This is a genomic window from Proteiniphilum propionicum (assembly GCF_022267555.1).
Lineage (GTDB): Bacteria > Bacteroidota > Bacteroidia > Bacteroidales > Dysgonomonadaceae > Proteiniphilum > Proteiniphilum propionicum.
On the sequence record NZ_CP073586.1, the window covers coordinates 1,464,191 to 1,479,059 of the forward strand.

At 41.3% G+C, this 14,869-nt stretch carries 7 protein-coding genes; all 7 read left to right on the plus strand.

The window, feature by feature from the left end:
* The first annotated feature begins 351 nt into the window (after positions 1-351).
* The 7 genes from KDN43_RS05865 (at position 352) to KDN43_RS05895 (ending at position 14,721) form a co-directional block, all read left to right on the plus strand.
* Positions 352-2,946, plus strand: a complete 2,595-nt coding sequence (locus KDN43_RS05865) for a DUF4861 family protein (protein ID WP_238868721.1) — start codon at positions 352-354, stop codon at positions 2,944-2,946.
* A 245-nt stretch (positions 2,947-3,191) separates the two neighbouring features.
* Complete coding sequence (locus KDN43_RS05870; protein ID WP_238868722.1) at positions 3,192-6,458, plus strand: SusC/RagA family TonB-linked outer membrane protein; 3,267 nt, start codon at positions 3,192-3,194, stop codon at positions 6,456-6,458.
* 12 nt (positions 6,459-6,470) lie between these two features.
* Positions 6,471-8,444: a RagB/SusD family nutrient uptake outer membrane protein gene (locus tag KDN43_RS05875; RefSeq protein WP_238868723.1), complete on the plus strand. Its 1,974-nt coding sequence runs from the start codon at positions 6,471-6,473 to the stop codon at positions 8,442-8,444.
* A gap of 39 nt (positions 8,445-8,483) precedes the next feature.
* Positions 8,484-9,764: a DUF4959 domain-containing protein gene (locus KDN43_RS05880; RefSeq protein ID WP_238868724.1), complete on the plus strand. Its 1,281-nt coding sequence runs from the start codon at positions 8,484-8,486 to the stop codon at positions 9,762-9,764.
* Positions 9,765-9,779: 15 nt separating this feature from the next.
* Complete coding sequence (locus tag KDN43_RS05885; protein WP_238868725.1) at positions 9,780-11,186, plus strand: DUF4998 domain-containing protein; 1,407 nt, start codon at positions 9,780-9,782, stop codon at positions 11,184-11,186.
* A 309-nt stretch (positions 11,187-11,495) separates the two neighbouring features.
* Positions 11,496-13,247 (plus strand): family 10 glycosylhydrolase, encoded by a 1,752-nt coding sequence (locus tag KDN43_RS05890; protein ID WP_238868726.1) that lies wholly within the window; start codon positions 11,496-11,498, stop codon positions 13,245-13,247.
* Between the two features lie 100 nt (positions 13,248-13,347).
* Positions 13,348-14,721 carry a DegT/DnrJ/EryC1/StrS family aminotransferase gene (locus KDN43_RS05895; protein ID WP_238868727.1) on the plus strand — a complete coding sequence of 458 codons (1,374 nt, stop codon included), beginning with the start codon at positions 13,348-13,350 and terminating at the stop codon, positions 14,719-14,721.
* Positions 14,722-14,869 lie beyond the last annotated feature (148 nt).

Here is a 14,869-nt window from a genome sequence, read left to right on the forward strand (position 1 = left end):
ACTCTTCCCGCCTGTCAACAAAAACACACCGATGCCATTGATCAGGTTTCAGAGGTGATCCGTAGCAGGAGCTGAGACGAAAAAAGCTCAACAGACGTTAAGATGCTTCAACGTGCGATCTTTGCGTATCTTGAGAAATGGGTTGCTTAAATAAAAAACATTTTGTTTGCTTTCGAAAACATTTATGTCGATAGCTGTGGTAAATAAGAATTAATCAGCAATCAATACAGGGGAGTAACCATTGATGTACATTTGAACCCGGAGAATAATTGTTAAGCCACGTTAAAGAAAAAGATTTCCATGCCAATCCTTTTCAAACGTCCGGACAAGCTATTAAATTTATCTAAAAATATGAAAACAGCTTTATTTGGAGCTATTTTGTGTTTCCTGCTTACTGATGTTCAGGCAGCAAATCTGACAGAGAAAGAGAAAAAACAATTGGCTTTTGAATGGGTTTTTGGAGATCTGGCAAAGTTCGACCAGGTGATAGTGCAAAAAGTACTTTCTGATACGCACGGAAAACGTTACTACATAGATCATGACTGTGATGGAAAGCCGGAGGAAGTGTGGTTTATTGATATTGATCCCCGTCATAACGAAAGTAAACGGCCCATATTGGTTCGTGTTATTGATGAAGATGGTGATTTGGAGATGGGCGGTGAACCTGATCTGGACAGTGATCTATATTTGGCAGACTGGAATGCAGATGGGCAGGTAGATGCAGTTGTTGATTACGAAGATATAGATGGCGATCGTGATGTTGACCTTATGTCAATGTTCTTTTATGATGCCAGGTATGGTTTAAGGGCCTGGTGGGGCCGCGATGACGGAGATGATAATTTGTTGTGGTACGATGTTGATTACTACTATTATCAAAACCCATGTCAAAACAACACTCATTTCGGTGGAGACGAAACATTCTTTGCTTTTTATATAAAACCCGGTGAAAAATATTGGACACCTTTCTTTGAAAATCCGTTCCTATTTTATGATCTTGATGGAGATGGCATTACGGAGGAGGTGCTACGGGTGTCAGGGCAGGAAGACGTGGTGCATACTATACGATGGAGCTTTGACCTGGATAACGATGCAACCGTCGTCAACCCCAGAGATTTCGACGTTTCCTTATCCGCATACGCTCCCGGGCTGGAAATTGGAAATAGAGTAACCACATGGGCTTCCGATGAACACAGTGAGGTGGGCAATATTTTGCGTGTAGAGAAAAAGCAAAGTGAAACCATTGTTATCAGGGATATACCTTCGCACCTAGTATTAAAACGAAGTGAGGCAATTTCTTTTTTCTCCGATATAAAATGGTCGAAAGTTTTAATGACCTGGGACGAAAATGATTTGAATAAAGCCTGGGACGGTAAGCGTACCGATATTGAGAGATGGGAGGGAATTATTGCAGCGCCCTCTACCGAAAAGGGATTTGAATTTCCTGTTATCGGAGGCCCCGATTGTGGCCCATACAACAAACGCTATCAGGTATTGACAAAGCCATCCCTGCCAAATGAGTTTTATTTCAATCCTGCCGAAGGTCGGCTTCATATCAAAAACAGCGACAAGACATGGCTGAGAGTTGATTATGACTACGACAACAAAGAAGATATGTATTATTTGTGGACGGATACCAATAATGATGGGTTTTTGGATAAAGTAGAAGTCGATATCAATGGAGATGGCAGGTTTGATGACAGCTGGCAGTTTGATGTGTCAGAGGTAAAGTCTGTCCGGTGGCGTTTTGAAGAGCTTGGTCCTGTCTATTCACCTGTAGTTGCTGATTTCCCCTCACAACTCTATTTGCTGAACAATATGTTGATAGGTGCATTGAGATCTCTAAAGCCTGGATTGGAACAGGACGAGGTGTGGAATATGATAGAAAAAAGAATACAGAACGATATCCTTTCGAAAAATCTGTCCGAACGCCTTGTTAACAGCGATGAATCCATGCTTTATTACCTGAGGATTGCTGCAGATCGGAGGATGTTTAATCTGAAAAAGCAATATAAAAAGAGAGACTTTTGGAAAAAAATAGATGCGGAGCGGACAAAAGGGGATTTTAAGAAAATGATACAGCTGATACGGGAGGAGTTTAAGCTGCAAAATACCGTGCAAGATTACTCTTCCTGGGTGGCAGGATTAAGGGCTCTACCTGATAAAAATGGGGTTGCATGGGATAATACGTGGTTTCCCCCGAACTGGGGATGGGAGTCTGAGAAAGCTGCTTTTCGTTGTTATGACGGACACTTTGACCTGTTTGGAAAGCGAACTGATACATTGATATATAAGAATATCTCAAAAAGCGGCAATTATCACAAAGATACAAACGGTTGGGGAATGGATATTCTGCATGTCGGAAAAACAGGCGGATGCGGGGGATTGGTTTTGTATGTTGATGGAGTTGCCTACCCTGTAAGGAACGAGAAAGAAACCGGAGACCCGGTGTTTACGGCACGGCTATTAAAAAAAACCACTGATACGGTTACCTTAGAGTTTGTAGCTGAAAATGTTGGGCCCGCAGATAGTCCATATACAGTCTATATCCGCCCTTCCGCCATTGCCGGAAGAAAAGACTCTCCCATTGAGATTTTTGTCGAAGGAGGCGAAAGAGGGCGGACCTTAGCTATTGGTCTTACCTTAACCACATTGGGCACCGAAGGCTTCTTCTGTGACAGGGAAGCTGGGGTGATGGGTAGCTGGGGGTTTCAAGACCCGGAGATCGGCTGGATAGGAATAGGGATTATTTTCCCTTCCGACAGGTATCTTTTTTTAGACAAACAACCGGAAGAACGCCGGGTGGTGCTTCGATACAATCCTGGAGAATCGCTGCGGTACAATATACAGGGCGATTGGCTTAGAGCTCATCAATTTCCCCGCTCACCAGGTATTAGGGAATGGAAAAATGTATTGAAGAATACAGCATTAAAAAAATCCTGTAAATAATAAATCAAGGGTATATAATTTCAGGAAAAAATATTGCCCCCCAAAAAAAATCACCAATTACTTAACGCTTTTTGAGGATTGGTTTACGTAAATATAAGATTTATGCATTTATTTTAATTTTACTTTGCATATTATATGATATTACATAATTGTGTTTTTGAAATAATCCTTGTTGGTTGTTAACTTTTCAAGTGGTAACTATCTGTAAATAAGGAAAAGCAGTGAGTATTCGATAAAAGATTTAAATGATTAAAAAAGTAAATCCAAAACAGATGAAAGGGAAAAGAACGTTAAATTTATTTTTCATCGTAATTGTTATGATGATCTTAAGTCCACTTTTTGCTGCAGGTAACGTCACTTCGGACGGCAAAGAGTCAAAAGGTTTCAAAGAAAAAGCAACAATCATTGAAACTAAATTTGCACGGGATGTGGCACAACAACGAGTGAAAATTTCCGGGCGTGTGGTTGATCAGGATGGATTCCCTTTACCCGGGGTTGCTATATCGGTGAAGGAAAGAAAAGGAGTGGGAGTTGCAACTGATGCGGAAGGGAAATATTCCATTGAATGTGGTGCAAAGGAGACTCTGGTCTACACCTATGTCGGGTTTCTTCCTCAGGAACAGCTCGCCGGAGAAATTAACGGCGTAACCGTCACCCTGAAAGAAGATATCCTCACATTGGATGAGGTGCAGGTGGTTGCTTTCGGTAAACAAAAGAAAGAGAGTGTGATCAGCTCTATATCGACAGTTACACCCGGTGAATTAAGAGTACCATCAAGCAACATTACGACAGCTTTTGCTGGTAGAATGGCGGGAATTATCGCATACCAACGTTCGGGTGAGCCAGGATTGGACAATGCTGAGTTTTTTATTAGGGGTGTTACCACATTTAGTACTTACGGGAAAAAAGACCCGTTAATATTGATTGACGGAATTGAAATGAGCTCCACTGATCTGGCACGAATAAACGTAGACGACATCTCGTCGTTCTCTATAATGAAAGACGCAAATGCCGCTGCTCTGTATGGTGCGCGCGGTGCAAACGGGGTTATCCTGGTTACAACCAAAGAAGGTTCGCCCGATAAGATTTCAGTGAATATCAGGGCTGAATTATCATCCTCAGGTAATACAGAACTTGTTGATATTGCCGACCCTGTTACTTACATGAAACTTCGTAACGAAGCGGTAAGGACAAGAGACCCCATGGTGGCACTTCCCTATTCTTCAAACAAAATACGAAATACCGAACTGGGTATTGATCCCATTATGTATCCTTCAGTAAATTGGTACGATTACCTTATTAAAGACCGTACATCAAATCAGAGGGTAAACCTTAATATAACCGGTGGTGGAAAAGCAGTGCAATATTATCTTGCTGCAAATTACCAGCACGACACCGGAATTATTAAGGAAAGTAAGGAAAACATGGTGAATAACAATATTGATGTTAATCGTTTTCAGGTTCGCTCCAACGTGACTATCAAGTTTTCACCCACCACAAGTGGAATTGTGCGTGCCTACGGATCGTTCGATGATACAAGCGGCCCTAGGCCCGGTTGGATAGACGGCAAGGAGGTATCTGGCGGGATTTATACTTTTCACTTGGCACGCAATGCCACACCTGTAGAATTCCTGCCATATTATCCCAAAGATGAAGCAAATATGGAAACAAAACACCTTCTCTTTGGTATGGGCAGCGAACTCGGATCATTTATCAATCCTTATGCTGAGATTGTTAGCGGATACATAGAGGATAGTAAATCTATGATGTTGCTGCAGTTGGAAATTGAACATAAATTTACCGGACTATTGGATGGATTGTTTGCCAAGGGGATGTATAATACAAAACGAGATTCATATTATGATATTAGACGTACCTATTCCCCGTTCTATTATACTCCTGCTACAACACTGGACGGCTCTTATAAATTATTCCCGCTTAATCCGGATTCAGGTACGGAATACCTGACTTATAGCGAGGGCAAAAGAACGGTAACCTCTACCCAATATGGTGAGCTTAGGTTGGGATACAACAAGAAAATAAATGAGATACACGATATTAACGCGGTATTAGTAGGGACGTTAAGATCAGAAACCGGGGTTATCAGTATTGATGCTCGTGTTTCCGACAAGCTTCAGGCATCTTTGCCCAGGAGGAATATCTCCACAGCCGGAAGGTTGGCATATGGATACGATAGCCGCTATTTTATAGAGTTGAACTTCGGCTATAATGGTAGCGAGCGTTTTGCCCAAAACAACCGTTACGGGTTTTTCCCTTCTGTCGGAGGCGGCTGGATGGTAAGCAATGAAGAGTTCATGTCTGCTACCAAAGATATTATTACCACATTGAAACTGAAAGCTACATACGGTAAGGTGGGTAACGACCAGATAGGTTCAAACTATGACCGCTTTTTTTATTTGTCTCAAATTGATATGTCTGGTACCGGTTACTGGTTTGGTATGGACAGGGCCTACAGATCGGGTATAACAATAGGCAGGTATGCCAACGATCAGATAACCTGGGAAATTGCCAAAAAAACCAATCTGGGAATAGAACTCGGTTTATTCAATGATCTTACTCTTCTGACTGATTACTTTACAGAAACCCGTGAAAATATTTTGCAAACCCGCACAGATATTCCAACAACAATGGGGCTCCGTGCAGTGCCACAGGCAAACGTGGGTGTTGCAAAAGGACATGGATTTGAAGTGGAGCTGAAATATCAGAAAAACTTCAATAAAGATTTCTGGACAGTGGTAAACAGTAATTTCACCTATGCATCAAGCAAATTTAAAGAATACGAAGAACCGGATTATAGCGATGTTCCGTGGAAATCGTACATTGGATATAAAATAAATCAACCAAGAGGATACATTGCAGAACGACTTTTTATCGATGAAGAAGATGTGAACAACTCCCCTAAACAGACTTTTGGAGTTTATATGGCCGGTGACATCAAATACAAGGATATAAACAACGATGGACAAATAACAACGGATGACATGGTGCCCATTGGATATCCGACTGTACCGGAAATCATTTACGGAGCAGGGTTTTCCATGGGTTATAAAGCATTCGATTTCTCATGTTTTTTCCAGGGTTCAGCACGTTCTTCATTTTTTATAGAACCTTCAAAAATTACACCATTCCTTAACAGAGGGCAACGGGCACTATTGTCATATATTGCCGAAGATCATTGGTCGGAAAATAACCGGAATATCTACGCTTTTTGGCCGCGCTTATCAGAAACACAGATTAGCAATAATAATCAGAATAGTACCTGGTGGTTGCGTAACGGTGCTTTTGTACGCTTGAAAACAGCGGAATTAGGATATACACTGCCCGCAAAACTAACGAAAAAATACTATGTGAATATGTTCCGTATATATGTAAGCGGTAGTAACCTGCTGCATTGGTCCAAATTTAAGATGTGGGATCCCGAAATGGCAGGTGAGGGTTTGGGATACCCAATACAGAGGGTGTTTAATATTGGAGTAAATATTAATTTTTAATTCACGAGTAAAATGAAAAATTTAATAAAAATAATAACAGCTTTTTTTCTTTTGGGAATTGCAAGTTGTGATTTTTTGGAAGTGGTGCCGAACGATACGGCAACGCTCGATCATGCTTTCTCAAACCGGTCCGTGGCTGAGAAATTTCTGAGGACATGCTACTCCGGCCTGCCAGATCCTACCGACCCATTATATTATCCGGCCTATTTTACCAGCAAAGATGAGTTCGTTTGTGAGATGGACACCCGGGCGAAAAAATCAATGGCGGGACAAATTGCAGATGGGCTGCAAAATAGCAATAATCCATTTCAGAATTACTGGTCGGGAATAAACGGGGGTAAAAACCTGTACATAGCTATACGCGACTGCAATATTTTTCTGAACAATATTCATCTTCCGAAAGATATCGAATCTATGGAAAGAGCAAGATGGATAGCAGAGGTGAAATTTCTGAAAGCCTATTATCACTTCTTTTTAATGCAGCTCTACGGGCCTATCGTTATAGCTGATAAAGAATTGCCTCTGTCAACTGCTCCCGCAGACTTGATGGCATACCGCGAACCGGTGGATGAGTGTGTGGATTATATCGTAGGGCTTTTGGATGAGGCTATACCCGATTTACCTTTGGTACTTCCGGATCCGGCTACTGAACAGGGCCGCATTTCACAGACCATTGCCCTTTCGGTAAAAGCGAAAGTGCTGGCATGGGCTGCTAGCCCTTTGTTCAACGGTAATCCCGATTACAAAGATTGGGTTGATAACCGGGGTAAACATTTGATTTCCGATACTTACGATGTAAAAAAATGGGAAAGAGCCGCCAAAGCAATTAAAAACGCAATCGATACCTGCCACCTTGCAGGGTTGAAGTTGTATGTTTTCAATAAATACAGCGGAGGGCCGCAAACATTTAATATGAACGATACGTTGGTGCAGATGATGACAATCCGAAAAGCTATTACCGAAGATTTAGAGCGCAATACAGGAGTAATTTGGGCTACCCAGGAGGCTTTTGCCGACGGTAAAGGTGGCGGATCTGGACTGGGATTCAGCGTTTTAGGGAATATGTTAAGGATGCTAATGCCCTATATGTACACTACAGATCAGCCTTCTTATCCAAATTATTATCATGCATCATGGCATATGGTTGAGCTGTTTTATACGAACAAAGGAATTCCGATGGACGAAGATAAGACCTTTAATTATGCCGGGAGATTCGGAGTACGCCGTGCAACACCTGGTGACAAACACGAATTTTACATTGCTACAGGTGAAATAACATCAGAGATGCACTTTAACCGCGAGCCCCGATTTTATGCGGATTTGGTATTCGACAGGGGATATATGGAGCTTGCCACTGCCACAAATAATGGTGGAGCAACATTTTCCCCATTTATGAGATGGAGGTATGGAGAAATACAACAGCAAAATAATCAGGCTAGCGGTATGTATTCTCCCAAAAAAATAATTGCTTTTGAGACTTCAAATAGTCAGGGTGTAAGTGGAAAATATTATAATCCCTGGGATTACCGTTTCCCGCTGATTCGCCTTGCGGATCTATACCTGCTTTACAGCGAGGCGCTTAATGAAATAAAGGCGCAGCCCGACAACGAAGTGTATTACTGGATTGATAAAGTGAGGGAAAATGCTGGTTTAAATAGTGTTGTATCATCATGGATGGATGCCTCTGTTAATCCTGACAAACCGAGTTCCAAATCGGGTATGCGCGAGATTATTCAACGGGAACGGTTAATAGAGTTGGCTTTTGAAGGGCAACGTTTCTGGGATGTTCGCAGATGGAAAATAGCCGATAAGTATTGGTCGCTTCCTCCTACAAGATGGTCATATCCCTATTTAAATCCTGAGCAGTTTTATGTCCCTCTTGTCTATGGCCCGGCTCGTCAGGTAACTTTCAGAGATTACTTATACCCGCTAAGGGACTACGATTTACGGGTTAATACAAACCTGGTACAAACCTATGGCTGGTAGTGGTTGCATTAGAATGTTGAAATTAAAATAAATTATTTTATGAAACGATATGATCTTATAATATCTATTATTTTTACGGCTTTGTTTTTCTTTGCCTGCGACGATGTCAATACAGGCCCGTCAGAGCCGAAAGGACCGTGGAATCCTGGTCCGTTAGCAGAATGTACCGTTACGCCAATTAATGGTGGTGCAATAATTACATATACTATCCCCAAAGATCCGGATATATTGTACATTATGGCAGAATATGAGAGGAACGGAAAAATTTTCACCGATAAATCTTCTGTATATAATAATTCACTGACTATAGAAGGTTTTCACAGAGTAAATAAGGTGAAAGCCAAACTTTATAAGGTGAACAAACATGAGCAACGCTCTGAACCTATTGAAGTGGAATTCGAACCATTGGAATCACTTATCGATATTGCATGTAATACCTGGGAAATGATACCTGGCTTCGGTGGTGTTATAGGTTCCTGGTACAATCCAAAACAAACAGAACTGGGAGTGCGGCTGATGGTTGAGAATGAAGGCAATATCATGGAAACTAGAGATATGTATTATACTGCACTTAAAAACGATAAACATGCTTTCAGGCCATACGAAGCTGTACAAACTAATTTTGGTATTTCGTTTGAAGATAAATGGGGGAACATTTCGGATACGATAAGATTCACGACCACTCCTCTTTATGAAGTAATGATACCGAAGCCTTATGCCGATTTCCGTGCAAATATTCCATGGGACAATACCACGAATCTTTCTACCCGTCAATTGAGCTTGCTTTGGGATAACACAGTGAATACTTCAGGGCATGGATGGCTGACAAATCCAGGTGGAAGCGGATTGTCCATTACCATAGATCTGAAACGAGTAGTTAAGCTCAGCCGTATTGTGAGACACCCTTATCATATAAATTCTCTTTATGGACAGGCAAATATTACAGATTTTGAAGCATGGGGAATTGATGAGATCGATTATGATTTACTTACAGACAAATCTTATTGGCTGGATTCACTGAGTGTACGCTGGGGAGCTATTAAAACAGTTGATCCTATGACTGAAATTCCAAGCAGGACGTTTAAGGACGACTGGACGTACCTGGGACGCAATATTGTCCCTGGTGGACTCAGTAATGCAGATATATATGCTTTATCTGCCAGTGGAGTTGAGAGTGAAGTGCCGTTAGAAGCAAAACCTGTGCGATATGTCAGGATTTTTGTCAGATCAATCACGTTTATTAGCCCACCTCCATCCAGTAACTATTTTTCCTGTTCGGAGTTAACTTTTTATGGTGATACATCGATTCCACAAGATTAAAAAAACGAAACAGATATGAAAAAAATGAATAAGCTTCTTACATTAATGGTAACCCTGCTGGCAATCCTCATTGTTGGAATATCCTGCGACAGCATAAACGATATTCAGAGTGAATTTGCCGGTATGGAAGAAAAGGCCTATTTGGGGAAAGTGGATTCTCTTAAAGTACAGCCCGGATTTGGCCGTGCAAAAATAACATGGTATATCGGCACTGATCCGAAGATTGAACAAACAGTTATTTACTGGAATATGAGGCGCGATTCTATTGTTAAAGATTTTGTCCGCACTACTCCGGGTATACAGAAAGATTCAATTATTATTGAAAACCTGACCGAAAGTTCAATACTGTATGAGTTCCGCAATAAGAACAGTAAGGGGGAATCATCATTGTATTCCTCAATTACTGTAACTGCCTGGGGTGAAAATTTTGCCAGCAATCTGTTTGAAAGAAAGCTGACAATGAGAGAGTATGACTTCGCTTTATCACAATATAAGTTAGGCTTATCCCCGGCAATAACTGGAGATAGTGTTGTCTATTCCCAAATAAATTATAAGGATAAAGACGGAGTCAATAAAACGGTAAAGATTGAAAGGAATACCGATATAATTGAGTTGGCCAACTTTCCTGATGGAGCAGAATTTCAGTTTCGGAATGTGTTTTTCCTGCCTCAGGGATTGGATACGGTTTATGGCAATTATCAAACGTTTAAAGCCCCCACTGCTAAATTCGAAAATGGGAAAAAATTATCTCTCAAAGGGAATATCTCCAGCAGATATTTTGAACGTGACGGGGATAAGCTGTATGAATGGAATGCCGATGGCGACGTGATTGTATATGCTTTGAATGAAGATGGTTCATTCTCTCAAGCCGAAACTTACTTATCGTTAGTGCCAAGGAGTAACTACAGGGAATTCTTCTTTTACAATGACGATAAGTTCATCTGTGTTAATACAGGTAATCTGGTGTCTATGCACCGGATTGTGGATGGACGGCTTGTTACTGTTAAAACGCCATCGGGAGCGGAAACTTTCGGTTCCAGCTTTAACATGATAAAATTCATACCGGCAAAAGGATTCTTCTATTCAATTGCTCCAACTACGGGGGATCTGCGTACCTGGTTTGCAAACAATGATGCAACATGGGGCTCCTCAAACGGGACTACGGTCACTAAAGGTTTTTTTTATGATCCGGTTATACTGTTTAATTATCAATACCTTGTATGTGTTGACCAGGATGGCTATTTATGGAGTATCCCAATCACAACTTCCGGAACGTTTGGAAGCAAGAATAAAATTGGTACGGGGTGGAGTAAATTTGTAAAAATAATTAACGTTGGAAATAAAATATTAGGGCTAGATGCTAACGGCGATTTTTACGAATTTGATTTTAATGTAACCGATAATTATTGGATATTAGATTGAACGATTGATGTTGTTGTATTAAACTGACGTGAGTTCGGAATAGCTCCAATTTATATATCGTGGATATAAATGGGTTTAGGACTGAAGATTGAAATTAGGTATCTCATATATGGGTATTCAATTAAAAATTATGAAACGGTAAATAGTTGTCGCTATTCCGGCTTACGTCATTTGATCAAGAAATTATCAGTTCCGCGCGAAAAGTCTTTTTTATCGCAAACAAATGAATATACATGTTGATATTCAATGTAATAGGATCGTCGCCTCTTTAGTGGGAAAATAAAAATTATTCACATAAATATTTACAGTATGATTGAAATGATGGTAAGAATTAAGAAAAGGTTGTGCCGACATAAAGTAAACCTCTCTTCAATCATTCAGATTCTTTTGGTTTCGATCATTTTTCCGGGTTGTGCCGGGATTATAAACAAAGGATCTGATGTACCACAATTTCAAACACGTGCCCTTTGGGTGGATCCTCCGGGATTCAAAGACCGTGAAACTGTTGACAACCTGATTGAAAAATGCCGTAAGGCGGGTATAAATACTATTCTGCCCGACATTATGTTAAGAGATGAAGTCTGGTTCAAATCAAAGAAATTTATTGGAAAAGTAAATGCTGATGATGAGTATGATCCACTTGCCTACCTTATTAAGAAAGCACATGCAGCTGGAATTATGGTTCAACCGTGGAGCTGCACTTATTATTCTAAACCCAGGCAACCGGACTGGATAAGTAAGCCTTTTATTGACAATAATTATGATCACGTATTCTTATCGGCAGCACATCCTGATGTAAATCCTTACCTGTTGTCGGTATTAGAAGAATTACTTGAATATGACATCGATGGCATTCATCTCGATTATGCCCGTTACTGGAATGCCGCTTTTGATTATTCGGAAACGGCAAGGTATCGTTTTAAGGAAACCTGCCATTTCGACCCCCTTGATTTTTTTGATTATCCCGAACGGATTGTTCCTCCTGAAGAAGATAGGTATCCGGTCAGGATGTTATGTCCCGATGCTATCACTTCAAACGTGGCTACATTGGGAACGATTGAACGTAACCTTAACCGTACCGGTGTTGGATATGCCTATATTTCTGAAAAACCGGCCAATGTTGACGAATTAAGAACCCCGGGATTACTTATCATCTCCTTTTACAATAAAATGACCGCTGAAATGGGGCAGGCACTGGACAGATATGTGAAAAGGGGTGGCGATATAATCTGGATCTCTCCTGATAACAGCTTGTTTACAAATGAGATGTTAACGGGGCTTACCGGAGTATCGGGAACAAAGGGTTTCAAAACCGAACGGATAAACCTTCAGGTTTCGAATGTTATGTTCGGTCAATCTATTGATAATATGCAGGTTAGAATTGGCGGAAGCTCATTGGTTACCAGGCAGGCGAATGTAATTGCCCGATTGGACACAGGTGATCCTGTGGTGACAATCTGCGGAAAGAATAAAGGGAAGGTTGTACTGTTTGGTTTCCAGCTGATGTATAGTGATTCCCCGCAGGTGATGGATTACTTTAAGGATGCGATTACCGGGCTCCGGGAACAGGCCGGAATAAATGGTATCGACCCGATGGGTGAAAAACGTAAAGAGTGGATCGATTGGCGAGCCAGCCATCTTAAAGAGTTATTCCGTGAAGTGAACAGGATGGTGAAGAAAACGAATCCGAAATTGCTGGTCACAGCCGCTTCCGGAGTCGGACCCCAGCAATATTGCGGTATCTATCGCGACAGCAGGGATCTCCTGTCAGAAAATATTGTTGACTATATTTTCCCGATGAATTATACCGACAGGTTGGATATACTGAAAGATATACTTGATGAACAAGCACTTTATACACCTGGAGGAATGACGGAACGAATATTTCCGGGATTAAAACTCTATACCAGGAAAAATGACACCACTGTACCCATGGATGCTGAGATTGTTGATCAACAACTTAAAATGGTAAAACAGTACGGTTACCGTGGGTTTTGTCTGTTTGCATATTCCTATTTTTCAGACGAAATGATAGATGTGATTCAAAGATACAGCCAGTAATAGCGATATTGATCACACCTTACAAAATAATCGAAAATTGTAAATTTTTATATAGCTGTATAGCATCAAAAAACAATGTGTAATTTTTAATAAAAATAATATGAAAAGTAACAATATCAGTCGTCGCCGTTTTATAGGTACGGCAGCAGCCGCTACTGCAGGAGTTGCAGTTTCAGGTTTCAGTCCCGTTTTTGGAAATTCGAGAGAAACTTCAGATAAACTTGCACTTTTAGGTGGAACTCCTGTTAGAGGCAACAAGAAATGGCAAAGCTGGCCGCAGTGGGATGCTGAAAAGTTCAATCCCAGAATGAACGAAGTGATGGGTAACCGGGTTTGGTCACGTAGTAAAAAGGTTACCGAATTTGAAACAAAATGGGCAGAAATGCACGGTTCGAAGCATTGCCTCACGACGGTGAACGGGACCAACGCCCTGAGCGCCGCATGGATGCAATCAAATATCGGCCCGGGCGACGAGGTGATCTGCTCTCCCTATACGTTCAGTGCTTCGGTTTTCGGAATACTCTACAAAGGTGCCATGCCAGTTTTTGCAGACATTGACCCGGAGACCTTCCAAATAGATCCCAAGCAGATCATCAAGAAAATAACTCCGCGGACCAAGGGCATCCTGCCGGTTCATATTTGTGGCTATCCATCAGATATGCCCTCGATTATGAAAATTGCAAAGGAACACAATTTGTTCGTTGTGGAAGACGCATGTCAAGCACACCTTGCAGAAATTGGCGGCAAAAGAGTCGGAACTTTCGGCAATGCCGGGTGTTTTAGCTTCCAGGCATCGAAAAACCTTCCCATTGGCGAAGGAGGCGGAATTCTGACCGACGATACCGAATATTACGACCGCCTATATTCCTACCACAATTTCGGTTACGCATCGGGTTCGGTATCAGGGCAAATAAGTTCAATCACAGCACTTATTCTTGCTAACAAGATTCGTATGGCAGAGTACCAGGCTGTTATCGGATTGTGCCAGTTGGAAAAACTCGAAGAACAACACAAAATAAGGAACGAAAACGGAGCATACCTGAATGAAAAGCTCGCCGCTTATCCAGGTGTCACACCGGTAAAATTACACAAAGGGGCAACTGCGGCATCATATTACATTTATGCTATGGTGTACAATCAGGATAAGCTTGACGGACTACCGCGTGAAAGGTTTATCGAGGCGCTCAAAGCTGAAGGAGTTCCGATGGGGACAGGTTATCCGAACGATCCGCTTTATGGTCAACCGATGCTCCATGAGGTGTTCAAATCCGATATTTATAAAAAGTTATACACGGCAGAAGAACTGGATTTTGAAAAATATAAAAAGAATAATCACTGTCCAGCTTTGATTAAAACGTATAACTCGGCGCTTTGGATGTGGAACGGCGGACTCATGCTCGGCTCTAAGTCAGATATGGATGACATCATTAACGCTGTTGATAAAATACATAATAACGTTGCGAAGCTCAAATAAGGGAAGCACCTGTTTATTTAAGGATAAGTATCTACAAACCTACGATAGTCCCTTCAAGGATTCTCCTTGCCAATTAATGGATGCCGGAGCCCTTGAGTGAGAAATATCTTTGTTGGGATTCTATCAGCCGATAATAGCAAAATGAAAT